We start from the raw sequence: 23,107 nt of genomic DNA on the forward strand, positions 1-23,107 counted from the left end.
AGAACGCAGGTCGCCTACCAGATGCGCACGCGGTCCACGGGGGCCACGTAGAGCGAATCGTCCGGCTTCACGTCGAAGGCCGTGTACCAGCCGTCGAGGTTCCGGATCGTGCCGTTGACCCGGTAGTAGGACGGCGAGTGCGGGTCGGAGACCACCTGCTGGCGCAGCGCGTCGTCCCGCTGCTTCTGGCGCCACACCTGAGCCCAGCCGAGGAACACCCGCTGGTCGCCGGTGAAGCCCTCGATCACCGGCGCCGGCTTGCCGTCCAGCGAGGCGTGGTAGGCGTCGAGGCCGAGCGACAGCCCGCCCATGTCGCCGATGTTCTCGCCCATGGTCAGCTGGCCGTTGACCTTGGCGCCGGGCAGCGGCTCGAAGGCCGAGTACTGGGCGCCCAGCTTCTGGGCCTGGGCGTTGAACTTGGCGGCGTCCTCGGCGGTCCACCAGTCGCGCAGCACACCGTCGCCGTCCGACTTGCGGCCCTGGTCGTCGAAGCCGTGGCTGATCTCGTGGCCGATCACACCGCCGATGCCGCCGTAGTTGATCGCCGGATCCGCGTCGGGATCGAAGAACGGGGCCTGCAGGATCGCCGCCGGGAAGACGATCTCGTTGTTGGCGAAGTTGTAGTAGGCGTTCACCCGCTGCGGGGTCATGCCCCACTCCTTCTTGTCCACGGGCCCGTTCAGCCGCGCCACGTTGCGCCGCCATTCGAAGGCGTTGGCGCGGTGGGCGTTGCCGTAGAGGTCCTTCGGATCGAGCGTCAGGGCGGAGTAGTCGCGCCACTCCTCCGGATAGCCGATCTTCACGGTGAACTTGGCCAGCTTGTCCAGCGCGCGGCCCTTGGTCTCCGGCCCCATCCAGTCGAGCTTCTCGATGCGCGCCTTCATGGCCGTGCGGATGTTGGCCACCAGGTCGTCCATCTTCGCCTTGCTCTCCGGCGGGAAGTAGCGGGCGACATAGACCCGGCCCACGGACTCGCCGACCGCCTGGTTGGTGAAGGCCACCGCCCGCTTCCAGCGCGGCCGCTGCTCGGGCTGGCCCTGCAGGGTCTTGTTGTGGAACTCGAAGGCGGCGTCGGCGAAGCGCTTGGAGAGCAGGGGCGCCGCGTCGTCGGCCACCCGGAACGCCTGCCAGGCCTTCAGCGTCGGCAGCGGCGTCTCGCCGTAGACCTTCGCGAACTTCGGGAAGGCGGTGTTGGTGGTGACGATGAACCGGTCGACCTTGGGCAGCTCCGTCCCGGCCAGGTAGCGGTTCCAGTCGTAGCCGGGGGTCAGCGCCTGCAGTTCGGCCAGGGTCGCGGGGTTGTAGGTCTTGTCGCGGTCCCGGCGCTCGGCGCGGGTCCAGCTCGCCTCGGCCAGCCGGGTCTCGAAGTCCACGATCGCCTTGGCGCTGGCGGCCGGGGCGTCCCAGCCGATCATGGTCAGGATCTTCTCGACATAGGCCTGGTAGGCGGCCTTCTTCTCGGCGAAGGCGGGAGCCAGATAGTAGTCGCGGTCGGGCAGGGTCAGGCCCCCGGTCGCGGTCATCACCGCGTAGCGGGTGGGCGCCTTGGCGTCGATGGAGATGAACACCGGCAGGATCGAGGCGAAGCCGGTGGTGTTGGCCTTGCCCATCAGGCCGGTGAACTCGTCGCGGCTCTTCACCTTGCGGATCTCGGCCAGGGCGGGCGCGATCGGCCGGGCGTCCAGCGCCTCGACGGTGGCCTCATCCATGAAGGAGGTGTAGGCCGCCCCGATCTTTGCCGCGTCGGGATCGGCGAGTCTGCCGGCGGCGGCCTCGTCGAGGATCGCGCGCACCCGGTTCTCGGAGAGCTCGCTCAGCTTGTCGAAGTTGCCGTAGCGGGCGCGGTCCGCGGGGATCTCCGTGCGCGCATCCCAGGCCCCGTTCGCGTACTTGAAGAAGTCGTCGCCGGGCTTCACCGAGGCGTCCATGCCGGAGCGGTCGAAGCCCCAGGTCCCGTATCTCGGCGAGGCCAGAGAGGCGTCGCCCGCGCCGCCGCCCGACTGGGCCTCCTGGAACAGCAGCTCGGTCTCGCAGGCGGCGTCGGCGCAGGCGTGGTCGTGGACGCCGGCCAGGGCCGGCGCGCCGATCATCAGGGCGGCCGCCGCGGCGGCGGAGAGCAGGATATTTCGCGAAACGGCGGTCATGAACGGTCCCGGGATGCGCAATGGGGCTGTGGCAGGTCCAGCCTGCCTTGCCGCGCAACAAAGTGGGAAAACCGTCCCCGGGCAACCCCCTTACGGCAGCAGGCGCTCATAGGTGCGGTTGATCGCCGAGTAGCACTCGCAGGTCAGGCTCTCGAGCACGCTGCGGTCCAGGATGTCCACCACGCCGCGGCGATAACGGATCACGCCCCTGTCCTGCAGGCCGCGCGCGACCGCAGTCACCGTGGTGCGCTGCACGCCCAGCATGTCGGCCAGGAACTCCTGGGTCAGCGCCACCGTGTCGTTGGTGATGCGGTCGTGGCAGGAGAGCAGCCAGCGGCAGAAGCGGGCCTCCACCGAATGCAGGGCGTTGCAGGCCACCGACTGGATGGCGTGGCCGAACAGGGCCTCGTTGTGGCGGTCGACCAGCCGGCGGATCGCCGGGCACTTCTCCCAGGCGTCGTGCAGGGCCGCGGCGCTGATCCGGGCGGCCCGCACCGGCGTCTGGACGATGGCCCGCGACAGCGACTGGCGCGGCGCCACCGCCGCCATCAGGCCCAGCGCCCCTTCGCGGCCGATGGTGGCGCTCTCGATGGCCGCGCCGTTCTCCATCAGGGTCATCAGGGAGATCACCCCGTCCTGGGGGAAGTAGACGGTCTCGATGTCGTCGCCGGGATCGTAGAGCAGCCGCCCCCGCTCCAGGTCCACCTGGGCGAGGTTGGGCGCGATCAGCCCGTAGTCTTCTGCGGAGAGCGACGCGAGCAGACGGTTTCGCAACGCGGTGAAGGGCCTTTGCATCGGGGATACGAAACGTCGCCGTACGGCTTGGGTTTCAAGTTATCGATGCGGTTGGCCAAAGACTGTCGAGAACTCGACACTGGCGTCAGATGATCGGCAAAAACTTAGAAAAACTAGATGGAGCCTGTGGATATCCGGTGATTTCCCGGTCCAGTCCGAATGTCGCGTCCGCGACTTAACTATAGCTGGCGGCGGCGGACGCCCGCGAATCACGACCAGCCTGTCATTTGATGCGCGCAGCGGGGCCGGAGTTCTTTCTCTCCGGCCCCGCCGTCGCGCTACTCAGGGCTGCGTCAGTGCAGGTTGAGGTTGGTCCGCTCGCCGAGGTCCGGCCGCGCCTTCGACGCGTTGGCCTTGGCGATCTCGAAGGCGAAGCGCAGCGGCCCGGCCTCGGTGATCCACACCTGGGCGTCGTGGCAGTCCAGGCAGAGCATGGTCAGGCGCGGGTCGTCCTTGCCCTCGGGGTACCAGGCGGCGACCACCGGGCTCCAGTACTTCTCCATCCGCGCCGGGTCATGGCGGACGGTCAGCTCGCCGCCGATGCAGGCCTGCAGGTCCTTGCCCTGGTAGACGAACATGGCGTGGCCGCCGCCCTGGCCCGCGGCCTCGGCGAGGTCGGTGTCCTTGTAGGTGAAGAACCAGACCTGGTTGGTGTCCCGCTCCACGAAGGCGGTCATCGGCTGGAAGTGCTGGTCGTCCCGCATCAGGCCCAGCATGCCCGTGCGGTTGTCCTCGATTTCCTTCCACAGCTTCCGTTCGACGGCGGCGGGGTCGTGGTTGTGATCGGCCATGATGGGCTCCTTGGGCTTTGGGGTCGCCCCTCGAAACCCCGCCGCATCCGGGCGGTTCCTAGGCCCGGCGCCGGCGCAGGCGCGAGACCGCCCAGAAAAGCGCCGCCAGGGCGCAGCCGGCCAGGATCCCGGCCATCAGGTCGTGCAGCACCGTCAGGCCGAAGGTGGCCAGGACCACCGCCGCCGTCCGCCGATCGCCGAGCAGGCTGCGGAACTCCTCCTTCTCGGCCATGTTCCAGGCCACCACCGCCAGCACGCCGGCCAGCGCCGCCACCGGCACGAAGCTCGCCAGCGGCGCCGCCAGCAGCATGAAGGCCAGGATGAAGGCGGCGTGCAGCACGCCCGCGACCGGGCTCACCGCGCCGGCCCGGATGTTGGTCGCCGTCCGCGCGATGGTGCCGGTGACCGCGATGCCGCCGAACAGGGACGAGCCGACATTGGCCGCGCCCTGGGCGACCAGTTCCATGTTCGACCGGTGCAGCCGTCCGGTCATCCCGTCGGCCACCTTGGCCGAGAGCAGGGATTCGATGCCGCCCAGCAGGGTGAAGGACAGCGCCGCCGGCAGGACGGCGATGATCAGTTCGGGCGTGAAGACCGGCATATGCGGCGCGGGCAGGCTGTGGGGAATGCCGCCGAAGCGCGAGCCGATGGTCTCCACCGGCAGGTGCAGCAGGGTCGCCAGCAGGGTCGCCGCCGCCACCGCGATCAGCATGCCGGGCAGGGCGGGACGCCACCGCCGCAGGCCCAGGGCGACGGCGATGACGGTGAGCGCCACCGCCACCGAGGCGAAGCTGAGGGTGGGCAGCGCCCGGCCCAGGACGGCCAGCTTCTCCAGGATCGGCCCGGGCTCGGCCTCCGTCAGCTTCAGCCCCAGCAGGTCCTTGAGCTGGCTGGCCAGGATGGTGACCGCGATGCCGGCGGTGAAGCCCACGGTCACCGCGTGCGGGATGTGCCGGATCAGGCCGCCCAGCCTGACGAGGCCCAGCAGCGCCAGTATGACGCCGGACAGGAAGACGGTGAGGATCAGGCCCTCGACGCCGAACTTGGCCACCGTCGCGGAGACCAGGACGATGAACGCCCCGGCCGGGCCGCCGATCTGGAACCGGCTGCCGCCGAGCGCGGAGACCAGGAAGCCGCCGACGATCGCCGTGTAGAGCCCTCGGTCCGGCGACACCCCCGAGGCCATGGCGATGGCCATGGACAGCGGCAGGGCGACGATGGCGACCGTCAGGCCGGCCATGGCGTCCTTCTTCAGGTGGTCCAGGCCATAGCCCTCGGCCAGGGTGGTGGCCAGCTTCGGGCGGTAGAGCTTCGCGGAGGCCGTCCGCGCGGCTGCGTCGGGCATCGGTTCGAGGTCCAGAGTGACGCCGGACCCAGGATGACGGACACGGCCTTCTTCGACGTTAACCTAGGCCGCGGGTGGGGATTTCGCCACTCCGTAGGGCTACGGAAGCCCTCAGGACAGCCAGCGCCGGGGATGGCGCCACCCAAGGGGGCGCACCTCGCCGGGCTTCAGCCCCAGCGTCCCCATCTTCTGCGGCGGGATGCGGCGCAGCGCCTGCACCGGCTCCTGGCCGCCCACCGGGCTCGAGGCCACCGCGCCCTCGCGCAGCGCCCAGTCCACGGCGGTCCACTCGGCCTTGGCGCGGTCGTCGTGGCCCACGGCGAAGTAGTGACGCGTCGCCGCCTGGCCCGCGGCCTCAACCATCACGCCGATCACCCAGCCGCCCGACACGCGCGCCTCCTCCGACAGGATGCGCCCTCTAGCCTGCGGGGCGCGCACGAAAAACCCCTCCGGCGGACCGGAGGGGCGCTTTTCCGCTGCGGCCGGAGCGCGCGCCTAGTTGTAGGCGACCACCACGTTGAAGGTCCCGGTGTAGGCGCCTGAGTGGGTGCTGTCCGCCACCGGGATCGAGCCGCCGACCCCGAAGGTCAGGTTGCCGGTGTTGCCCAGGGTGCCCGACAGGAGCTGCGGGTTGGTCACCGACATGGCGAGGGTCACGGTGATCGTCTCCGAGCCGCCGGTGCGGGTCATGGAGAAGCTGGCCGGGATGTTGACGTTCATCGACTGGCCGCCTTCGCCGGTGACGGTGTAGGTCGCCCGGCCCGACGGCGCGTTCGGGCCGCTGTTCAGCAGGGCGACGCCGCCGGTGTAGGTGCGCTCGCCGTCGGCGGAGCTGATTGTCACCGTGCCCGAGCCGGACGTCGGACGCACGATGGTGCCGAACGACAGGTCGGTGTTCTTGGCCAGCTGGATCGGCTGGAAGATGGTGGCGCTGGAATTGGTCACCTGGCTGGACGAGGCCTGCGCGCCGGCGGCGGTCGCCAGGGCGGCGCCGGCCGAGGCGGCGACCATTCCGAGGACCAGGTGTCGAAGCTTGTTCATTTCGTTCCTGCGGGTCTGACGTTCGGGCGCTGTCCGGTCGACGGTAGACTGGCCGAGATGGCTCGGCCGGTTCCGCCTGACGTCGTCCGTGTCAAAACAGAACATTGCTCTCTCCGGCCAATACCCTTGCGCCCGCTGCGATGCAACAGCGGCGCCGTTGCTTGGGTCATCTCGGCGCAGATCGTTCGCCCAACCTGCAACCGAGGCATGAAATCACTGCCGGAACCGCAACCCAGAGGGCGAATTCGCCGGGCGGACGCCGGAGATGACGCCCGCCGGGCCCGCCGCTAAAGGAGGCGGGGGGAGCCTCGCCTTGCCACGGACCGTCCGCCATCTCGTCCGCCTCGCCGCGCCCGCCGTCCTGCTGGCGCTCGCCGTCGGTCCCGCCTGGGCGCACGGGGTGGCCGACAAGGACGCCGCCTTCATCGAGGCCAACCCCGGGCCGCAGCTCCTCGCCTTCCTCTACCTGGGCGCCAAGCACATGGTCACCGGCTACGACCACCTGCTGTTTCTCGCCGGGGTGATCTTCTTCCTGCATCGCCTGCGCGACGTGGCCCTCTACGTCACCATGTTCAGCCTCGGCCACTCCGTGACCCTGCTGTCCGGGGTGCTCGCCCGCATCCACGTCGACCCCTTTCTGGTGGACGCGGTGATCGGGCTGTCGGTGGTCTGGAAGGCGCTGGACAACCTGGGCGCCTTTCCGGCCTTCACCGGCCGCCAGCCGGACAACCGCCTGGTCGTCCTCGGCTTCGGCCTGGTCCACGGCTTCGGCCTGGCCACCAAGCTGCAGGACCTGAGGCTGTCGCCCGACGGCCTCGTGCCCAACATCCTGGCCTTCAACGTCGGCGTGGAGCTCGGCCAGCTCCTCGCCCTCAGCGTCATGCTCCTCGCCTTCACCCTCTGGCGCGCGACCCCGGCCTTCCGGCGCGGCGCGGTGGCGGCCAATGTGCTCCTGATGACCGCGGGCTTCCTGCTCATGGGACAGCAGCTCGCCGGCTACGCCTTCCAGGAGGCCGCCTGATGGCCGATCCGCACCCGTTGCGCCTCTCCCGCGGCCGCCTGCTGCTGGCGCTCGCCGGCGCGCTCGCCGTGGCCCTGCTGATCCTGTTCGCCGCCGTGATCCCCGCCGAGTTCGGCCGCGACCCCACCGGCCTCGGCAGGGCGACCGGCCTCGCGAAGCTCTGGGCCCCGTCCCAGGTGACGCTCGACCCGCAGACCGCAGGCGGTCCCCTGGCCCGGGAATACGCCACCGGCTTCCGCACCGACGTCATCGAGATCCCGCTGCGCGCCGTCTCCGGCGACCCGCGCGATTTCCAGCTCGAGTACAAGGTGCGCATGAGCAAGGGCGCGACCCTGGTCTACGAGTGGCGGGTGGACGGCGCCCGCAACGCCGGCGACCTCTACTACGACTTCCACGGCCACACCGTGGCCGCCACGCCCGGCGAGACCATGACGGTGGCCACCTACCGGCAGTCCACCGGCGCGGGCCAGAACGGCGCGCTCACCGCCGGCTTCGACGGCATCCACGGCTGGTTCTTCCAGAACTCGGCGCTGAACCCCGTGGTGGTGCGCCTGAAGCTCGCGGGCTTCTACGACCTCATCCCGCCCGGCCAGGCGGGCAACGAGGCCGGGATCGTCGCCAACGTCCCGGCCGCGAAGGCCCGCCCGGCGGGCTGAGCCCGCCCGCCTCCGTCAGACCGTCGTCGCCGTGGGCCGCACGATGATCTCGTTGACGTCCACGTCGGCCGGCTGGGCGATGGCGAAGCGGACCGCCCGGGCGATGGCCTCGGCCGGCAGCGCCGTCTTGCGGTACCCGTCGATGAAGGCGGCGGTCTCCGCGTGGCTGATGGTGTGGGCCAGCTCCGAGGTGGTCACCCCGGGCGAGACCACCGTCACCCGCACCTTGTCGGTCTCCTGGCGCAGCGCCTCGGAGATCACCCGCACGGCGTACTTGGTGGCGCAGTAGACCGCCGCCGTCGGCAGGATCTGGTGGCCGGCGGTCGAGGCGATGTTGATGATCTGCCCGTGGCCCTGGGCCTCCATCACCGGCAGGGCCGCGGCGATGCCGTGCAGGACGCCGCGGATGTTCACGTCGATCATCTGGTCCCACTCGTCGACCTTCAGGGCCGCGAGCGGCGACAGCGGCATGACCCCGGCGTTGTTGACGATCACGTCGACGCGGCCGAACCGATCGCGCGCCGCGTCGACGAAGGCCTGCACGCTCTCGCGGGAGGTCACGTCCAGGCCCTGGGCCATGGCCCGGCCGCCGGCCGCCTCGATCTCCCGGCTCAGGGCCTCCAGCCGCTCGACGCGGCGCGCCCCGATCACCACCGTCGCGCCGGCGGCCGCCAGCTCGCGGGCCGTGGCCTCGCCGATGCCGCTGCTCGCGCCGGTCACCAGCACCACCTTGTCGGTAAGTTCAGTCATGGTCATCTCCTTTGGATTGGCGACGACACAGATGGGCCGGCAGAAGGATCGGACGTTAGAATGGACCTCCGCGGTTCTTGCACGATCCTCCACGATCCGGCCCGGGCGCTTGCGGCTTGCGCCGGGGCGTGGGACGCAGGTTCCATGGACGATCTCGCTTCCCTGATCGCCCGCCACGCCTCGGGGGACGGCATGCACGACATGCCCGTTCCTGGCCTGGCGGTCATCCGCTACAGCCATCCGACCGACCGGGTGCCTGTCCTCCACGAGCCCGCCGTCTGCATCATCGCGCAAGGCGCAAAGGTCGTGCTGCTGGGCGAGGAGGCCTACCGCTTCGACCGCGCCAGCCACCTGGTGGTCTCCGTCGACCTGCCGCTCGTCGGCCAGGTCGTCGAGGCGACGCCCGAGCGGCCCTACCTCTGCGTTCGCGTCGACTTGGAGCCCGCCCTGCTGGGCGAGCTGATGCTGCAGCAGCCGCCCGAGCCCGGCGGCGAGACCGCCCGCGGCCTCCACCTCAGCCGCACCACGCCCGAGATGGTGGATGCGGTGGGCCGGCTGCTGGGCCTGCTGGACCGGCCGCAGGACACGCCGATCCTGGCGCCGCTGATCCGGCGCGAGATCCACTACCGGCTGCTGACCGGCGACCAGGCCGGCATCGTCCGCCAGATCGGCGCGCCCGACAGCCGCCTGTCGCAGGTGAACCGCGCCATCGCCTGGATCCGCGCCAACTTCGATCGGCCGTTCCGCATGGAGGCGCTCGCCCGCGAGGCGGGGATGAGCCCCTCGGCCCTGCACCAGCACTTCAAGGCGGTCACCTCCCTGAGCCCGCTGCAGTATCAGAAGCAGATCCGGCTGCAGGAGGCCCGCCGCCTCATGCTGGGCGAGGCGCGCGACGCCCAGGCCGCAGGCTTCCAGGTGGGCTACGAGAGCCCCTCCCAGTTCAGCCGCGAATACGCCCGCCTGTTCGGGGCCCCGCCGGCCCGCGACGCCGCCCGCCTGCGCGCCGCCGGCCCCATTCCCGTGGCGGTCTGAAGCCGCCCTACTCCCGCGCGTAGACGACCTGCCCGTCCACCACCGTCAGCACCGCGTGGCCCTTGGGAATCTCGGCCTCGGGCGCGGTCATCAGGTCGACGGAGAAGGCGGTCAGGTCGGCCCGCTTGCCGACGGCGATGGTCCCGAGCTCGTCCTCGGCGAACCGGGCGAAGGCCGGCGCGGAGGTGAACAGCCTCAGCGCCTCCTCGCGGGACAGCGCCTCCGCCGGGCGCCAGTTGGGGGCCGAAAAGCCCTTGAGGTCCTTGCGCGCCACGGCGGCGTAGAACTCGATCAGCGGGTCGCCCCGCTCCACCGGCGCGTCCGAGCCGCCGACCACCACCGCGCCGGACTTCAGCAGGCTCTTCCAGGCGTAGGCGCCGTCCAGCCGGGCGTCGCCGAGCCTGGCGGGCGCGAAGTGGAAGTCGCCGATCGCGTGACTGGGCTGCATGGAGGCGATCACCGCGCCCTGGGCGAAGCGCGGGATGTCCGCCGGCCGTACGACCTGGGCGTGCTCCACCCGCCAGCGCGGCTCGCGCAGCCGCACGTTGGCCGGGACGTTGCGGAACGCCTCCTCGAACAGGTCGAGGACGGTGGCGTTGCCCTTGTCGCCGATGGCGTGCATCGAGACCTGGATGCCCGCGTCCCGCGCCTTGGCCAGGATCGGCTTCGCGGCCTCGGGCTGGGTCACATAGGTCCCGGTGATGTGCGGCGCGTCGGCGTAGGGCGCGAACAGCACCGCCCCGCGCGAGCCGAGCGCGCCGTCCATGTAGAGCTTCACGGCCCGGGTGGTGATCCGCCCGTCCGGGCTCTGCCTCGGCCCGCCCTCGAACAGCGGCCCGGCCTGGCCCGCGTCCACGGCGTTGTAGACCCGCAGGGGCGCCTCGCCGCGCGCCGCCATCTGCTCCAGCAGGGCCACGTCCGGCCAGGCGACGCTCATCGAATGGACGCCGGTCCAGCCGTAGGCGGTCTCCACCTTGAACGCCGCGCGGAAGGCCGCCAGGCGGTCGGCCTCGCTGGGCGCCGCCGCGAGCTTGCGGACCAGCCCCATGGCGTTGTCCACCAGCACGCCGGTCAGCTTGCCGTCAGGCCCTTTGAGGATCTGGCCGCCCGTGGGGACCGGCGTCGTCTCGTCCACGCCCGCGGCCTTCAGGGCGGCGGAATTGGCCACCAGGGCGTGGCCGTCGGCGCGGACCAGGATCACCGGCAGCCCCCCGGACACCGGGTCGATGTCGCGCCGCTCCAGGAACCGGCCCTCCGGCCAGCCGGTCTCGATCCAGCCGCGCCCCTGCACCAGGCCCGTGGGCCTGCGCTCGGCGACGTAGGCGCGCAGCCGGTCGGCCGCCTCGGCGGCCGACGCCGCGCCCTCCAGGTTCAGGGTCAGCTCCCGCTCGCCGATGCCGCGCAGGTGGGCGTGGGCGTCGGTGAAGCCGGGGAACAGGGCCGCGCCCTTCAGGTCCACGACCCGGGTCGTCGCCCCCACCCGCGCCTGCGCGCCCTTGCGGTCGCCGACATAGGCGATCCGTCCGGCGGACACCGCCACCGCCTCGGCCCTCGGCTGGCCCGCCTCGCCGGTGTGGACGGGTCCCCCCCAGATCACCAGGTCCGCCGGCTGCGCGCGGGCGGGGAGGGCGGAAGCGGCGAGGGCGAGGGCGGAAAGGGCGACGGCTGTGGAGCGCATGGCCCAGCTAGACCATCTGGCCCGGCCGTCGCGCAAGCGCCGCCGCGGGGCCGATGTGGCGCCAGACGAAGATTGGCCCGAAAAGCGACTCGAACGTGCGGTCCCTGACCCGTCGGTCGATCCGCAGCCGGTAGACGCCGGGGTGGGCGTCCGGGCGGGGCTCGGCCATCGGGACGCGCCGCCCGCCGCGCAGCTGATCGTCCAGCCACGCCCCGAGGTAGGGCTCGCCCAGACCCTGGATCGCCGCCAGGATCGGCCCGGCCCCCGCGGGGCGGAAGGGCACGGGCGCCGCCAGCTCGCCGTCCGGCCGGGCGTAGAGCCCCACGGCGTAGGTCCGCTCCCGCAGCCGCGCCACGCCGAAGCCCGCGTGGGTGTGCTTGTCGCGCAGCAGGTTCTGCCAGTGGGGCCGGCTGTCGCGCCACTGCGCCATCAGGTCGACGGCGTCGTGGGAGCCCGCGCCGCGGCGGTAGGCGATGTTTTCCGAGGCGGTGCAGAGCAGGCGGCGCGCCAGGAGGCCAAGCCGGTCGGTGGGGTCGAAGCCCTCGGGAGAGACGTGCTCCACGTAGATGCGTTGGGCGAGATCGGCGGCGTGCGCCCGGGCGGTCTGCGCCAGGTCCTCGCGCCAGGCGAGCGGGCCGGCGCCGGCCGCCTCCCGCGCGGCGTTGGTGAGGCCCATCAGCTCGCGCGCCGCCGCCTCGTCGAACCGCCCGCCGCCGGCGTCGTCGAGCCGCGCACGCAGCCGTCCCTCGTAGCCGATCCAGGTCGCCGCCGTGAGCCGCGCGGGCGCGGCGGCGCCGGCCAGCAGCGCCATCCCGCCCGCCATCGCCGTCCGCCGGCTGGGCGTCACGGCTGCTTCCACAGCGAGTTGGCCGGCCGCGGGATGTAGCGCGCGTGGCAGGCGAAGCAGGCGTTGTAGATCTCCCCGCCGGTCTCGAAGACCCTGTCCGCGTCCCTGGCGCGGGCCGCCGCCACCCCGGCCTCGCCGGCGACCGCGAGCTGGCGGGCGTAGCGCAGCCAGGCCTCCTGGTCCCGCGCGCGGCCGTCCATGGCCAGGAGCGCGCCGGACTCCTGCACCATGGCCGCGGCGTCCACCATCTCGGCCCAGGCCGCGTCGCTGGTCGGCGTCCGCTCCTCGACGCCGTCCTCGGTGGAGACCGAGCCGGACCCCTTCCAGAAGCGCTCCGCCGCCGGGTTGACGATGTGGCGCATCACCTCCCGCACCGACAGCATCGGCCCCGGCTGCGAGGCGGCCGGCCAGGCGAAGGCCAGCGCGGCGATCAGGACGGCGGCAAGCGGACGCGGCATGGCGACTCCGGCGGCGGGGCGGGTCGTCAGCTTAGCGTGAAGTCCGCTGCGGCAAAGGGAGGCTCGTCCTTCCGGTCCTGAAGGAGGCGGAGCTACCCCGCGGCGCCGGCCTTGGTCGGGGCGGCGGCCTTGGCGCGCTCGGCGGCAGCGGACAGCGCGTCGTGCTCCTCGAGGGCGTCGACCACCAGGGCCAGGCGGGCGGGCACGCCGCGGGCCTCCACCTGGCGGAACATGGTCTGCAGGTCGTCGTCCAGGGCGCTCGTGCGGCGCGCCTTGGCCGCGGCCCGGACCTTCGACCACAGCACCACGCCCAGGCCCGCGGCGAACGGCAAGGCCATGGCGCCCACGACGGCGGCGATCTGCAGCGGCGAGCCCAAGCTGCCCATGGTCCGGCCCTCCAAAGGGTTCCCAGCCAAGCTCAACCGGTCAAGCTCGGCAACTACAAATGATCCGTATTGGTCACGTTTTCGCCATCTTGCGGCGTGACCGCGGTCACTCCTGGGCTCAGTGGCCGCCGTCGCCGGGTTGGGAGAGGCTGTGCTCGTAGACCGCGGTGGCCATGCCGCGGACCGTCTGGGCGGCCGTCTTCAGCGCCGTGTCGCCGACGAGCGTCGCGGCGCGGGCGGCCAGCGCCTCCAGCTCCTCGGCGGTGCGGGTAAGGTGCTGGTAGACCTCGAGGTCGGACAGGTTGCGCTCGGTCATCGTCCCCCGGATGGCACAGCCGGCGGGAGTCGTCACGAAGCTTTGAGGTCGCGGTCCGGCGCTAGCCGCGGCCGAAGCGGGCGTGGTGCGCGCGGCCGCGCGGCGGCGGCCGGCCGAGGCCCGTCCGGCGCCGCTCCGCGCCGATCACGGCCCGGCGGAGTTCCTCCACCAGCCGCGCCAGGTTTTCGTCCGTCTGGGTCATGGCCGCTCAACGTCGCAGACGCGCGTTCGTTTCCCGCCGGCTCAGGTCCGAAGGCAGCTGAGGCAGCCCGTCGCGCCGCCGGCGCCGCTGGCCAGGATCGCGCCGTGCAGGTAGAGCGCCGGCGCCGGGCGTTCCGCCGATCACATCCCCCGGCGCGGCGGAACCGCCGGACGCGGGGCCGGGTTGGCCTGCCGCATGCGGAGCAGGAAGGACGAGCAGATCCGGGCCGCCGGCTGGTTCATGCAGCGGGCCCAGGAAGCGATCGAGGCGGCGGAGGACGCCCCGTCCGACGACGCGGCCGCGGCTCACTACAAGGAGGCCGAGACCTGGCTCTACATGGCCGGCAGGAGCCTGAACCCGGCCACGCCCCGGCCGCCGCCCCTGGCTCCCCCGGCGGTTCGCGTCGGACGAGAGCGACGCAGCTTCGCTTCCGAAGACTGACGTTATTTCAAAGGCCTGACCTGCCCACCACAGGTTGAGCAAAGTTCTTCCTGTTCGCCCGCCGGAATGGTAAAGTTTGTCTTGCTCCGGTCCGCAAGGGGGCGTCCCGGCGCAGGTGAAAACCAAGTGCTGCACGTCACTCGACCTGACGAGACCCGACCTGGCGAGTCGCCGGCGGACCGCGCCGGCCGTTATCTGCGCATCGCCGCCCAGGTGCGCGACCTGGCCTGGCGCGCGGCCGGCGCCGACGCCAAGGAAGCCTATCTCGACCTCGCCATGCAGTGGGTGTTCCTCGCCGACGAGGCCCGCCGCGAGCGCCGCCCGGCCAACGACGCCTGAGGCCGCCCCGCCGGGAACGATCCGGCGCGCCGGGGACTAACCCCCTCGTCACCGCGAAACGAGGAGCTTTTCCATGTCCAGACGTCCCCTGACCGCCTGGCTCGCCGCCACGGCCCTGGTCGCCGGCGCCGGCGCGCTCGCCGCCTGCGGCGACAAGGAGCGCAGCGCCGAGGCCGAGACCCCGGTCGCCGAGGCGGAGGTGTCCACCACCCTGCCGGAGAGCCAGGTCAGCGACCAGCAGCTGCAGAACGCCGCCGAGGGCGCGGCCGCCGCGGCCGAGACGCCGCAGGGCAGCTCCACCGCCGTGGTGATCTCCCCGCCGACCGACGCGGCGACGACCACCGCCACGACCACTCCGCCCGCCACGGGCGGCGCGCCGAAATAGTGGCCGCGGGGCGGACGGGCGGTTAGAACCGCCTGTCCCTCGCGAATCCGGAGAGGGACGGTCACCAGGGCCGGGCAAGTACGTCCGGGCCCCAGCGGAGCGTATCGCCGCGTGCGTCAGTCCCTTCTCCGGCTCATGGCCGACAACTATCCCGTCATCGCCGACGACCTGCTCCGGCCCCTGCTGGAGCTGTGCAGCCGCTCGCGCGCGGCCTGCGGCGGGGACTTCGACAAGTTCATGATCCTGCTGGCGGTGGGCATGCGCACCACCGCCCACCCCGACTTCGCCCGGCGCAGCCAGGAGGAGCTGCTCAGCGGCGAGATTCTGGTCTTCCCGGGCCTCGGCACCAATGTCCGCTCGATCGCCGACTCGCTGGCGATGCCGAAGGAGACGGTGCGCCGCAAGGTGGCCGAGCTGGTCGACACCGGCTGGCTGGCCCGCGAGGACAAGGAGCTCTACTTCACCGCCCGCGCCTACGCCGACCTCGTCCCGGTGCGCGAGGCGATCGAGTTCCAGGCCGTGCGCTGCCACGAGATCGTCCAGGCGCTGATCGACGCCCAGCCGAAACCCTAGGCCGTCCGCCTACGGCGAAGCTCCGGTGACGGCGGTCACAGCCGTCCGCCGCGGCCTGGCGCATCTGAAGGTCCATCGCAGCCGGGCGTTCCGACGCCCCCCAAGACAGGAACCTTCGAGATGTCCAAGCGCAGCTCTTTCTTCTCCGGCCTCGCCAACCTGGTGGTGGCCGCGATCATCCCCATGGCCGCCGGCTTCGCCGCCCTGGCCCAGTTCACCGTCGCGTGAGCCTAGCTCAGCGGCAGCCAGGGCCCCGGCCGGCACAGGCGCACGGCCTTGACCGCCATGTCCACGCTGCCGAACTCCAGCGCGATGCGCTTGGCGTCCTGGCAGCGGCCCTCGAGGATGGCGTCGCCCAGCCGCCGTCGCCAGTCGGCGGCCGGGGCGGCGTCGGTCCCCTCGCTCGACAGCGGCCGGGCGGCCTGCGGCTTCGGCGCCCGCTCGCGCTTCACCGGCCGGGCCGGCGCCGGCGCGGACTTCGGCTGGGCCCCGGCGCACCTGGGCCCGCCGCCGAACCCGCGGCAGTCGTAGCCCGCCGCGCCCTGCGCGCCCGCCGGAGCGGCGGCCAGGGCCACGGTCAGGCCCACGGTCAGGCCCAGGGTCAGGGCTGCGGCGGCAGGGATCAGGACGCGCATCGGCTCCTCGGCTGGAAGCGGAGCCTAGCCGCGCCGCGCCCCGCTGAACAGCGTCTTTGGAACGGAGTTCGACTGGATCGGAGGCGCCCCCGGCGCCAACCGGGCGGCCCCGCCCGCCGCGAACTGGCCATGGCTATTTCCGCGGCGCACCCCTACATCAGCCGATGCAAACCTTCCGAGCCTACCTCCGCGACGCCGCCGGCGTGATCACCTGGGCCGCCTGGGTCGAAGCCGGCACGGCCGCCGACGCCCAGGCCCAGGCCAGCGCGCTCCGCCCCGGCCAGAACCCCTCCGTCGACCTCTGGTCCGCCACCGAGCGCAAGCTCGCCCCCTCCGCCCGCCTCGACCCGGTCTGACGGCCGGCGCCTACTCTCCCCCGATGCGGAACGCGCGGGGGGAGAGGCTCAACTCATCCAGTCTCCGCTCATCCCCGCGAAAGCGGGGACCCAGGCTTTTTCCATCGCCGATGTTCGCCGTCCGGATCGTGGCCGGCCGGCGAACCTACTCCCGTGCCGGGAGAGGGGACGTCGCCGGAGGCCATCCTTCAGGATGCCTCCCGCCCTTAAGCCCATGGTTGATCGCGAGCCTGCCGGGCCAGGCGTGTCAAGGCGCGCGCCTCCGGCGCGCCCGCGCCGCGGCGGCCCTGCGGGCCGGCCTTGAGACGCCTGACCCGGCAGGCAGAATGCTGGTCATGGCCTTAGGCGCCAGACCGGCCGCCGCCCCCAGATCCTCCCCCGCCTGCGGGGGAGGGGGCCGCTATTCCACCCCCTCTGGGGATGGGCGCGCGGAACGCGAGGGGGCGCCAGCTGGCGGAGCCACGCGGTCGGCGGTGGAGGGGGCGCTGCCGCCTCTGGGAATTTTCCGTACCCGGAAAACCTGCGGTTGCCTTCGGTCGCCGGATACGCTCAAGCTCCGCCCACCACTAGGGGGGACTGACATCATGAAGCTTATTGCCATCGCCGCCGTGGCGGCGAGCGTGGCCCTTGCGGGCTGCGCGACCAATCAGAAGGTGGCCACCAACCAGCTCGGCGACGAGAAGCTGTCCTGCTCGGAGATCACGACCCAGGACAAGAACCTCGACGAACTGCTGCAGAAGGCCCAGCACAACAAGGGTGTCAGCGGCGCCAACGTCGCGGCCGTCCTGCTGTTCTGGCCCGCCGCCGTCGGCAACTACATGGACGCCGACAAGGCCGAGGAACTGGTCAACAAGCGCAAGGCGGTCCTCGCCGACCTCTACAAGTCGAAGCGCTGCGACGCCTGACGACCGGCCGCTAGCCGCGGTCCAGAAGGCGGGACGGCCCTGGCTCTACGCAGCCGGCCGTCCCGCCTTTTTCATGAGTCAAGATCTCGACGATGCCTGGCAGTTCGAGCGTGGCGCGACGGATCACTAACTCAGATACGCCTCGCGCAGGTTGTCGGAAACGGTGAGGCATGCATCCATGATCAGAGCGCATCGCGGCAGGAGATCAGCACTCCGTTCCGGCGCGAGCCACCGACCATTGAACTTGCCGCCGTGGAATAGGTTGTTGCGGACGCGGCTCACATAGCGGAGCAGAAGCTCGGTGTCCGTGGCGGCATTGGGCGGACTGTCGGACCAGCGCAATATTCCATTCTCGACGATCTGCTTCTTGGGAGGTGCGTGGCGAAGAAACGTGCAGGCCTCTCCGAGATCCTCGTCGGAGGCTGCCAGAGCGCTGAACCGATCGTGGATTTCACTCGCTAGCTTGGGCCAATTTGCCTCGGCCCTTCCATTTTCGCGAACGAGGAAGTCGGCGGCCTTCAGCGCGTATTCCATCCTGGCGTAGCGGATGAAGAACTCGACGGCCGCAGCGTTGAGCGCCTCGTCTCCTTGCGGCGCGACGTGCCAATCGCGCCGAACGACTTTCTCTTCCATGAACCCAGCATTCTTCCGAGAATGCCTCCCGCCCTTAAGCCCATGGTTGATTGCGAGCCTGCCGGGCCAGGCGTGTCAAGGCGCGCGCCTCCGGCGCGCCCGCGCCGCGGCGGCCCTGCGGGCCGGCCTTGAGACGCCTGACCCGGCAGGCAGAATGCACGCCCGTGGCCTAAGCGCAGGAGTGGCACCCCTGGTTAGGGGGCGCCCTTCGAAGAGCGGGGGCCGCTGCTTAGCAGTTTGATGAGGTCATCAAGTTCGTTGTTCCCGCCAATCACTAAATCGTAGATTTCCTTGAGACTGTTTCCGCGAATTACAGGAGTTCGGACTCCATAGTTCGAAAAGACATTCTGAGAGTCGCTAATGACCTCAACCGGTGTTCCATCAAGCCGAGTGATAACAAGAGATAAGTTCCGTCCTACTCCTATAACGATAGGCGATGATGGGCCGAGATTGACAACAAAATCCCCAATCCGAGACTGATATTTGTCCGGCTCTGCTGAACGATGCCAGCGCATCTCGCCAGATTTAGTGCGAGCCAAGATTAGGTCTAACAACTGGACGATCTGGCGCTCGGTGCTAGCCACGTATCGCGCCTTTCATGTTGTATTCCATATGGATTAGGAAGTCCTCCAAATCTAGAAGATTTCTATCAACAACATCTGTCGAGAGTTCTTCCACCTCAGAAGACCTTAGGGCTTGTATAGAGCGGGCATTGTCGACCGCAGTTGCTAAGAGGTTCTTTGCAGTTTCAAGGTGTTGTTGATCCAACCCGCCTTGAACGGCGATTATCTTGATTAGGCTAATGCGTAGGGTGTTGTAGCACGCAAGGGCTTCATCCCACCGGCGCCCATTGACGTGTGATTGGGTTGAGGCGACAGCGCCAAGGGCGGTACGGAGCTCGGTTACGATCTCGAATGAGCCATAGTCTCTCTTGATGCCCGAAAGTGCGGCCGCCACGGCTGTTGCTGCGTTTTGCGTGCGGTGCAACTGCCAGATAGTCACTCCGAAGCCTCCCACGGAGATCACGACGCCCCAGGCTGTTAACACAAATCCGAGTGCTCCAAGCCAGCCGACGTCGCGCCCCAGCGGCTCGGTCGCTATCGAAGACGTCGCCCAAGCACTAACTGACAGCATGAAGGCGACCGAGGCGGCAAGTTTGCCCCAGTGCTTCTGAACTAGACCTCTGATGTTGCGCTGAGGCTCGGCTGCAGTTGCGGTCAAACGATGCTCCCTAGCCCTCTCCGCGCGACGAAAGTTCGGTGCGGGATGGTAAGCAGGCCGTCGCGCTGTGAACAAGCACTCTGCCTGATGCTCTCCGTCATCTCGTCCGAGGGACGGCGCCACAATCGGGCTGCACCCACCCCCCAACAAAGAACCCCTCCGCCAGCTCACCGCCAGCGGAGGGGCTCTCGCATCCCCCGGCCCCTCGGCCCGCACGCTCCCGCGCGGGCCGAAGCTCCGATCGTCCTCAGTACCCCTGGATCTTCGCGTAGCGGTCCCGGTGGAAGGCCTGGTTGCCGAAGGCCGCTTCCGCCGCCCGCGCGCGCTTCAGGTAGAAGCCCGCGTCGTGGGCGTCGGTCATGCCGATGCCGCCGTGCATCTGGACCATCTCGTTCGACACCAGGTGGAAGGTGTCGCCCATCTTGGCCTTGGCGAGGCTGACGAGCTCCGGCACGTCGGGCGTGTCGTTGTCGATCGCCGCCAGCGCCGCCTCGACGGCCGAGCGGGCCAGCTCCAGGTCGGTGAACATCTTGGCCGCGCGGTGCTGCAGGGCCTGGAACGAGCCGATCACCTGGCCGAACTGCACGCGGGTCTTCAGGTAGTCCAGCGTGGTCTCGAAGGCCTGGACGGCGGCGCCCAGCATCTCGGCCGAGAGGCCGGCGCGGACGCGGTCCAGCACCTTCTCCAGCGTGGCCGCGCCGCCCGAGAGCTTCTCGGCCGGGGCCCCGTCGAAGGTGACATTGGCCGCGCCGCGGCTGTCGGCGAGCGCCAGGCGCTGGCGGGTCACGCCGGGCGCATCGGCCTTCACCAGGTAGAGGCTGACCTCGCCGCCTTCCTTCGCCGAGACGAGGAAGATGTCGGCGGCCATGCCCTCCAGCACGAAGGTCTTCTTGCCGGTCAGCTTGCCGCCGGAGACGGTCGTCTCGACCTTTTCCGGATTGTGGTGCGGGCCCTCGTCGACGGCGAGCGCGCCGACCGCCGAGCCCTCGGCGATCTTCGGCAGCCATTCCGACTTCTGCGCGTCCGAGCCGCCGAGGATCAGGGCGGACGCCGCGCCGAGGCCCGAGGCCAGCAGCGGCGAGGCGGTGAGCGTGCGGCCCAGCTCCTCGAGGATCAGGCCCAGCGACAGGTAGCCGAAGTTCGACCCGCCGTACTCCTCGGGGATGATCACCCCGGCCCAGCCCATCTCCGCCATCTCGTTCCAGGCGGCGGCGTCATAGCCCAGCTCCACGCCGCTATCGCGCATCTTGCGGAAGGCGGTGACCGGGCTCTTCTCCTGGACCCAGCTCTTCGCCGCGTCCTTCAGCATGCTCTGTTCTTCGTTCAGAACGGCCATCTTGGTGTCTTTCCTCGACTACTCGTCTTTGTGTGGCGCCCTTCCGTCACGGGAGGGAAGGGCGGGCTCAAGGGTTAGGGAACCACGGAATACACGGACCACACGGACGGGTGGCTGGGGCTCGGTGCGAGGATCCGATTGCGCGCCTTCGGCGCGCGAGTCCCCTGACGCACAGCGCCTCCGGAAAGGCCCCTTTCCGTGTCTTCCGTGTATTCCGTGGTTCCAATCATCACTTCGCCTGGGTTAGGTCCGGCAGGCCCAGGATGCGCTTGGAGATGATGTTGTTCTGCACCTCCTGGGAGCCGCCGTAGATCGTCACGGCCTTGCCGCCCAGCCATCCGCGCACGGCCGCCAGCTCCTCGGACGAGAAGGCGTCGCCCTCCCAGCCCAGGCCCTGGTGGCCCATGATCTCCAGCGTCAGCTCGGCGCGCTGCTGCATCACCGAGGTGCCGGCGTTCTTCATGATCGAGGTGGCGGCCGAGGGGCCGGAATTGCCCTTCGATTCCAGCATGGCGCGCACGGCGGTCTGCTGGAAGGCGCGGCCCTCCATCTCGTTCAGGATGATGCGGGTGCGCAGGTCCCGGTCGGCGATGCGGCCGGTCTCGTCGACGCCGACGTACTCCTTGGCGAGCTGCACCGGGCCGCGGCCCAGGCCCATCCGCCCGCCGCCGCCGGCGCCCGACAGGCCCGAGCGCTCGTGCTGCAGCAGCCGCTTGGCGATCGTCCAGCCGCCGTTCAGCGGGCCCACGAGCTGGTCCTTCTCCACCCGCACGTCGGTCAGGAAGGTCTCGCAGAAGGGCGAGTTGCCGGAGATGAGCTGGATCGGCCGCACCTCGACGCCCGGCGTCTTCATGTCGAACAGGACGAAGGAGATGCCCTCGTGCTTCTTGGTGGTGTCGGTGCGCACCAGGCAGAAGCACCAGTCGGCGTATTGCGCGCCGCTGGTCCAGATCTTCTGGCCGTTGACGAGGTAGTGGTCGCCCTTGTCCTCGCAGCGGGTCTGCAGGGAGGCCAGGTCGGATCCGGCGCCCGGCTCGCTGAAGCCCTGGCACCACTGGATCTCGCCCTTGCAGATGGCCGGGATGTGCTGCTGCTTCTGGGCCTCGTTGCCGTATTCCAGCAGGGTCGGCCCGAACATCATCACGCCCATGCCGCCGATCGGGTTGTAGGCGCCGGCCCGGTTCAGTTCCTGCTGCAGCACGCGGGCCTCGGCGCCCGACAGGCCGCCGCCGCCGTACTGCTTGGGCCAGGTGGGCGTGCCCCACCCCTTCTCGCCCATCGCCTTGCGCCAGGCTTCCTGGTCGGCCGTGGGCTTGCTGCGCTCCTCGCGCATCATCGGGTTGGGCTGGCCCTTCAGGCCCGCCGGGAAGTTCGCCTCGATCCACGCCCGGGCCTCCGCCCGGAACGCCTCGAGGTCGCTGCCGCCGAAATCCGCCATCTGAAAAAGGTCTCCTGAAAAAATGCTCGTCAATTCACCCGCTCATCCCCGCGAAAGCGGGGACCCAGGCTTTTTCTTTACAGCATATAGCCTTGGGGAGCCTGGGAAGCGGAAGCTCTGAAACACACAAAACTCCTGGGTCCCCGCTTTCGCGGGGATGAGCGGGACGGGGTTACCTCGACTGTGTCAGCTCCGGCAGCCCCAGGATGCGCTTGGAGATGATGTTGTTCTGGATCTCCGCCGAGCCGCCGAAGATCGAGAAGGCCTTGGACGACAGCCACGAGCGCACCGTGGTCAGCTCCTCGGCCTTGAAGCCCTCGCCCTCCCAGCCCAGGCCCTGGTGGCCATAGACCTCCAGGAGCAGCTCCTGGCGGTCCTGGCCGGCCTTCATCGAGGCGTTCTTCATGATCGAGGTGGCGGCGGAGGGGCCCTGGTTGCCCTTGGCCTCCACGGCGATCCTGCGCGCGGTGAGCTGCACCAGCCGGTTCTCCATCTCGTGCTCGCAGATGCGCGCGCGCAGGTCGCGGTCGGCCAGCCGGCCGGTGGCGTCGGTGTCGAGGTATTCCTTGGCGATCTCGTGCACGGCGGCCGGCGCCGGCCCGTTCTGCCGGTTGCCCATGCCATTGCGCTCGAACTGCAGCAGCCGCTTGGCGATGGTCCAGCCGCCGTTCAGCGGCCCGACCAGGTTCTCCTTCGGCACCCGCACGTCGGTGAAGAAGGTCTCGCAGAACGGGCTGTTGCCGGCGATCAGCCGGATGGGCCGCGCCTCCACGCCGGGGCTCTTCATGTCGATGAGGAGGAAGCTGATCCCCTCGTGCTTCTTGGTGTTGTCGGTGCGTACCAGGCAGAAGCACCAGTCGGCCCATTGGGCGCCGCTGGTCCAGATCTTCTGGCCGTTGACGATGTAGTGGTCGCCGTCGCTCTCGGCCTTGGTCTGCAGCCCGGCGAGGTCGGAGCCGGCGCCCGGCTCGCTGAAGCCCTGGCACCAGCGGATCTCGCCGCGGACGATCGGCGGGATGTGGCGCTGCTTCTGCTCCTCGTTGCCGTACTCCAGCAGCGTCGGGCCGAACATCGAGATGCCCATGCCGGCGATCGGGTTGACCGCGCCGATGCGGGTCATCTCCTCGGCCAGCACCCGGGCCTCGGCCGCCGACAGCCCGCCGCCGCCGTACGCCTTCGGCCAGGTGGGCGCGCCCCAGCCCTTCTCGGCCATGCGCTGCTTCCAGACCGCGAAGTCGCCCGTGGGCTTGGCGGGGCTCTGCGCCGCCAGCTGCTGGGCCTCGGTGTCCGCGCCGAGCGCCTTGGGGAAGTTCTCGTCGAGCCAGGCCCGCGCGTCGGCGCGGAAGGCGTCGAGCTCGGCGCCGCCGAAATCCGCCATCACCC

The 23,107-nt window shown here is 70.4% G+C and carries 28 protein-coding genes; 9 read left to right on the plus strand and 19 right to left on the minus strand.

Annotation, left to right across the window (positions count from 1 at the left end):
- Window positions 1-14: 14 nt before the first annotated feature.
- From V7Z97_RS05380 to V7Z97_RS05405, 6 genes are all read right to left on the minus strand, one after another.
- A complete protein-coding gene (locus tag V7Z97_RS05380; protein ID WP_334161924.1) occupies window positions 15-2,144 on the minus strand; it encodes a M13 family metallopeptidase in 2,130 nt (709 codons plus the stop codon).
- Window positions 2,145-2,234: 90 nt separating this feature from the next.
- On the minus strand, window positions 2,235-2,918 hold the full coding sequence (locus V7Z97_RS05385; RefSeq protein ID WP_334161925.1) for a Crp/Fnr family transcriptional regulator: 684 nt from the start codon (window positions 2,916-2,918) through the stop codon (window positions 2,235-2,237).
- Window positions 2,919-3,232: 314 nt separating this feature from the next.
- Window positions 3,233-3,730 (minus strand): pyridoxamine 5'-phosphate oxidase family protein, encoded by a 498-nt coding sequence (locus tag V7Z97_RS05390; protein ID WP_334161926.1) that lies wholly within the window; start codon window positions 3,728-3,730, stop codon window positions 3,233-3,235.
- A 58-nt stretch (window positions 3,731-3,788) separates the two neighbouring features.
- Entirely contained in the window at window positions 3,789-5,075 is a 1,287-nt protein-coding gene (locus V7Z97_RS05395) for a SulP family inorganic anion transporter (RefSeq protein WP_334161927.1), read from the minus strand.
- A 111-nt stretch (window positions 5,076-5,186) separates the two neighbouring features.
- Window positions 5,187-5,513 (minus strand): hypothetical protein, encoded by a 327-nt coding sequence (locus tag V7Z97_RS05400; RefSeq protein WP_334161929.1) that lies wholly within the window; start codon window positions 5,511-5,513, stop codon window positions 5,187-5,189.
- Window positions 5,514-5,570: 57 nt separating this feature from the next.
- A complete protein-coding gene (locus V7Z97_RS05405; protein ID WP_334161931.1) occupies window positions 5,571-6,116 on the minus strand; it encodes a DUF4402 domain-containing protein in 546 nt (181 codons plus the stop codon).
- Window positions 6,117-6,429: 313 nt separating this feature from the next.
- Here V7Z97_RS05405 and V7Z97_RS05410 point away from each other — a divergent pair, with 313 nt between their 5' ends.
- Complete coding sequence (locus V7Z97_RS05410; RefSeq protein ID WP_334161932.1) at window positions 6,430-7,137, plus strand: HupE/UreJ family protein; 708 nt, start codon at window positions 6,430-6,432, stop codon at window positions 7,135-7,137.
- Window positions 7,137-7,793, plus strand: a complete 657-nt coding sequence (locus tag V7Z97_RS05415) for a hypothetical protein (RefSeq protein WP_334161933.1) — start codon at window positions 7,137-7,139, stop codon at window positions 7,791-7,793. The genes V7Z97_RS05410 and V7Z97_RS05415 overlap by 1 nt, the downstream gene beginning before the upstream one ends.
- A gap of 15 nt (window positions 7,794-7,808) precedes the next feature.
- Here V7Z97_RS05415 and V7Z97_RS05420 read toward each other — a convergent pair whose 3' ends face one another.
- Complete coding sequence (locus V7Z97_RS05420) at window positions 7,809-8,543, minus strand: SDR family oxidoreductase (RefSeq protein WP_334161935.1); 735 nt, start codon at window positions 8,541-8,543, stop codon at window positions 7,809-7,811.
- Between the two features lie 144 nt (window positions 8,544-8,687).
- Here V7Z97_RS05420 and V7Z97_RS05425 point away from each other — a divergent pair, with 144 nt between their 5' ends.
- The gene (locus V7Z97_RS05425) at window positions 8,688-9,575 is read left to right on the plus strand and encodes an AraC family transcriptional regulator (protein ID WP_334161936.1); all 888 of its coding nucleotides are present in this window, start codon (window positions 8,688-8,690) and stop codon (window positions 9,573-9,575) included.
- Window positions 9,576-9,582: 7 nt separating this feature from the next.
- Here V7Z97_RS05425 and V7Z97_RS05430 read toward each other — a convergent pair whose 3' ends face one another.
- The 6 genes from V7Z97_RS05430 to V7Z97_RS05455 form a co-directional block, all read right to left on the minus strand.
- Entirely contained in the window at window positions 9,583-11,253 is a 1,671-nt protein-coding gene (locus V7Z97_RS05430; RefSeq protein WP_334161937.1) for an amidohydrolase, read from the minus strand.
- Window positions 11,254-11,260: 7 nt separating this feature from the next.
- The gene (locus V7Z97_RS05435) at window positions 11,261-12,100 is read right to left on the minus strand and encodes a CAP domain-containing protein (protein ID WP_334161939.1); all 840 of its coding nucleotides are present in this window, start codon (window positions 12,098-12,100) and stop codon (window positions 11,261-11,263) included.
- Entirely contained in the window at window positions 12,097-12,558 is a 462-nt protein-coding gene (locus V7Z97_RS05440; protein ID WP_334161940.1) for a hypothetical protein, read from the minus strand. Before V7Z97_RS05440 ends, V7Z97_RS05435 begins: the two co-directional genes overlap by 4 nt.
- 92 nt (window positions 12,559-12,650) lie before the next feature.
- Window positions 12,651-12,944 carry a hypothetical protein gene (locus V7Z97_RS05445; protein WP_334161941.1) on the minus strand — a complete coding sequence of 98 codons (294 nt, stop codon included), beginning with the start codon at window positions 12,942-12,944 and terminating at the stop codon, window positions 12,651-12,653.
- A 118-nt stretch (window positions 12,945-13,062) separates the two neighbouring features.
- On the minus strand, window positions 13,063-13,260 hold the full coding sequence (locus V7Z97_RS05450) for a hypothetical protein (RefSeq protein WP_334161942.1): 198 nt from the start codon (window positions 13,258-13,260) through the stop codon (window positions 13,063-13,065).
- 61 nt (window positions 13,261-13,321) lie between these two features.
- Window positions 13,322-13,462, minus strand: a complete 141-nt coding sequence (locus V7Z97_RS05455; RefSeq protein ID WP_334161943.1) for a hypothetical protein — start codon at window positions 13,460-13,462, stop codon at window positions 13,322-13,324.
- Window positions 13,463-13,657: 195 nt separating this feature from the next.
- On the opposite strand from V7Z97_RS05455, the gene V7Z97_RS05460 reads away from it, so the two are divergent.
- From V7Z97_RS05460 to V7Z97_RS05475, 4 genes are all read left to right on the plus strand, one after another.
- Window positions 13,658-13,903, plus strand: coding sequence for a hypothetical protein (locus tag V7Z97_RS05460; RefSeq protein ID WP_334161944.1), 246 nt, complete (start codon window positions 13,658-13,660; stop codon window positions 13,901-13,903).
- Window positions 13,904-14,029: 126 nt separating this feature from the next.
- Entirely contained in the window at window positions 14,030-14,242 is a 213-nt protein-coding gene (locus tag V7Z97_RS05465; RefSeq protein WP_334161945.1) for a hypothetical protein, read from the plus strand.
- 73 nt (window positions 14,243-14,315) lie between these two features.
- Window positions 14,316-14,627 carry a hypothetical protein gene (locus V7Z97_RS05470; RefSeq protein ID WP_334161946.1) on the plus strand — a complete coding sequence of 104 codons (312 nt, stop codon included), beginning with the start codon at window positions 14,316-14,318 and terminating at the stop codon, window positions 14,625-14,627.
- 111 nt (window positions 14,628-14,738) lie between these two features.
- The gene (locus V7Z97_RS05475; RefSeq protein WP_334161947.1) at window positions 14,739-15,200 is read left to right on the plus strand and encodes a hypothetical protein; all 462 of its coding nucleotides are present in this window, start codon (window positions 14,739-14,741) and stop codon (window positions 15,198-15,200) included.
- 230 nt (window positions 15,201-15,430) lie between these two features.
- Here V7Z97_RS05475 and V7Z97_RS05480 read toward each other — a convergent pair whose 3' ends face one another.
- Window positions 15,431-15,835, minus strand: a complete 405-nt coding sequence (locus V7Z97_RS05480; RefSeq protein WP_334161949.1) for a hypothetical protein — start codon at window positions 15,833-15,835, stop codon at window positions 15,431-15,433.
- A 164-nt stretch (window positions 15,836-15,999) separates the two neighbouring features.
- Between V7Z97_RS05480 and V7Z97_RS05485 the strand changes: the two genes are divergently transcribed.
- Both V7Z97_RS05485 and V7Z97_RS05490 read left to right on the plus strand, forming a co-directional pair.
- Entirely contained in the window at window positions 16,000-16,191 is a 192-nt protein-coding gene (locus tag V7Z97_RS05485) for a hypothetical protein (RefSeq protein ID WP_325458922.1), read from the plus strand.
- Window positions 16,192-16,775: 584 nt separating this feature from the next.
- The gene (locus tag V7Z97_RS05490) at window positions 16,776-17,096 is read left to right on the plus strand and encodes a hypothetical protein (RefSeq protein ID WP_334161950.1); all 321 of its coding nucleotides are present in this window, start codon (window positions 16,776-16,778) and stop codon (window positions 17,094-17,096) included.
- 126 nt (window positions 17,097-17,222) lie between these two features.
- Here V7Z97_RS05490 and V7Z97_RS05495 read toward each other — a convergent pair whose 3' ends face one another.
- The 5 genes from V7Z97_RS05495 to V7Z97_RS05515 form a co-directional block, all read right to left on the minus strand.
- Entirely contained in the window at window positions 17,223-17,729 is a 507-nt protein-coding gene (locus tag V7Z97_RS05495; protein ID WP_334161951.1) for a hypothetical protein, read from the minus strand.
- A 576-nt stretch (window positions 17,730-18,305) separates the two neighbouring features.
- Window positions 18,306-18,950, minus strand: a complete 645-nt coding sequence (locus V7Z97_RS05500) for a hypothetical protein (protein ID WP_334161953.1) — start codon at window positions 18,948-18,950, stop codon at window positions 18,306-18,308.
- Between the two features lie 247 nt (window positions 18,951-19,197).
- Window positions 19,198-20,286: an acyl-CoA dehydrogenase family protein gene (locus V7Z97_RS05505; RefSeq protein WP_334161955.1), complete on the minus strand. Its 1,089-nt coding sequence runs from the start codon at window positions 20,284-20,286 to the stop codon at window positions 19,198-19,200.
- Window positions 20,287-20,515: 229 nt separating this feature from the next.
- Window positions 20,516-21,724: an acyl-CoA dehydrogenase family protein gene (locus tag V7Z97_RS05510; RefSeq protein WP_334161956.1), complete on the minus strand. Its 1,209-nt coding sequence runs from the start codon at window positions 21,722-21,724 to the stop codon at window positions 20,516-20,518.
- 172 nt (window positions 21,725-21,896) lie between these two features.
- On the minus strand, window positions 21,897-23,102 hold the full coding sequence (locus V7Z97_RS05515) for an acyl-CoA dehydrogenase family protein (RefSeq protein ID WP_334161957.1): 1,206 nt from the start codon (window positions 23,100-23,102) through the stop codon (window positions 21,897-21,899).
- Window positions 23,103-23,107 lie beyond the last annotated feature (5 nt).

The sequence above is a fragment of the Phenylobacterium sp. genome (assembly GCF_036821595.1).
Classification (GTDB): Bacteria; Pseudomonadota; Alphaproteobacteria; order Caulobacterales; family Caulobacteraceae; genus Phenylobacterium.

Excerpts from the sequence above, each read along its gene's own strand:
- V7Z97_RS05505 (WP_334161955.1), bottom strand. The coding sequence starts at position 20,286 with ATGGCCGTTCTGAACGAAGAACAGAGCATGCTGAAGGACGCGGCGAAG.
- V7Z97_RS05490 (WP_334161950.1), top strand. The coding sequence starts at position 16,776 with ATGAAGCTTATTGCCATCGCCGCCGTGGCGGCGAGCGTGGCCCTTGCG.
- V7Z97_RS05510 (WP_334161956.1), bottom strand. The coding sequence starts at position 21,724 with ATGGCGGATTTCGGCGGCAGCGACCTCGAGGCGTTCCGGGCGGAGGCC.
- V7Z97_RS05425 (WP_334161936.1), top strand. The coding sequence starts at position 8,688 with ATGGACGATCTCGCTTCCCTGATCGCCCGCCACGCCTCGGGGGACGGC.
- V7Z97_RS05480 (WP_334161949.1), bottom strand. The coding sequence starts at position 15,835 with ATGCGCGTCCTGATCCCTGCCGCCGCAGCCCTGACCCTGGGCCTGACC.
- V7Z97_RS05380 (WP_334161924.1), bottom strand. The coding sequence starts at position 2,144 with ATGACCGCCGTTTCGCGAAATATCCTGCTCTCCGCCGCCGCGGCGGCC.
- V7Z97_RS05450 (WP_334161942.1), bottom strand. The coding sequence starts at position 13,260 with ATGACCGAGCGCAACCTGTCCGACCTCGAGGTCTACCAGCACCTTACC.
- V7Z97_RS05485 (WP_325458922.1), top strand. The coding sequence starts at position 16,000 with ATGCAAACCTTCCGAGCCTACCTCCGCGACGCCGCCGGCGTGATCACC.
- V7Z97_RS05495 (WP_334161951.1), bottom strand. The coding sequence starts at position 17,729 with ATGGAAGAGAAAGTCGTTCGGCGCGATTGGCACGTCGCGCCGCAAGGA.
- V7Z97_RS05415 (WP_334161933.1), top strand. The coding sequence starts at position 7,137 with ATGGCCGATCCGCACCCGTTGCGCCTCTCCCGCGGCCGCCTGCTGCTG.
- V7Z97_RS05460 (WP_334161944.1), top strand. The coding sequence starts at position 13,658 with ATGCGGAGCAGGAAGGACGAGCAGATCCGGGCCGCCGGCTGGTTCATG.
- V7Z97_RS05420 (WP_334161935.1), bottom strand. The coding sequence starts at position 8,543 with ATGACTGAACTTACCGACAAGGTGGTGCTGGTGACCGGCGCGAGCAGC.
- V7Z97_RS05390 (WP_334161926.1), bottom strand. The coding sequence starts at position 3,730 with ATGGCCGATCACAACCACGACCCCGCCGCCGTCGAACGGAAGCTGTGG.
- V7Z97_RS05440 (WP_334161940.1), bottom strand. The coding sequence starts at position 12,558 with ATGCCGCGTCCGCTTGCCGCCGTCCTGATCGCCGCGCTGGCCTTCGCC.
- V7Z97_RS05515 (WP_334161957.1), bottom strand. The coding sequence starts at position 23,102 with ATGGCGGATTTCGGCGGCGCCGAGCTCGACGCCTTCCGCGCCGACGCG.
- V7Z97_RS05395 (WP_334161927.1), bottom strand. The coding sequence starts at position 5,075 with ATGCCCGACGCAGCCGCGCGGACGGCCTCCGCGAAGCTCTACCGCCCG.
- V7Z97_RS05445 (WP_334161941.1), bottom strand. The coding sequence starts at position 12,944 with ATGGGCAGCTTGGGCTCGCCGCTGCAGATCGCCGCCGTCGTGGGCGCC.
- V7Z97_RS05405 (WP_334161931.1), bottom strand. The coding sequence starts at position 6,116 with ATGAACAAGCTTCGACACCTGGTCCTCGGAATGGTCGCCGCCTCGGCC.
- V7Z97_RS05430 (WP_334161937.1), bottom strand. The coding sequence starts at position 11,253 with ATGCGCTCCACAGCCGTCGCCCTTTCCGCCCTCGCCCTCGCCGCTTCC.
- V7Z97_RS05470 (WP_334161946.1), top strand. The coding sequence starts at position 14,316 with ATGTCCAGACGTCCCCTGACCGCCTGGCTCGCCGCCACGGCCCTGGTC.
- V7Z97_RS05455 (WP_334161943.1), bottom strand. The coding sequence starts at position 13,462 with ATGACCCAGACGGACGAAAACCTGGCGCGGCTGGTGGAGGAACTCCGC.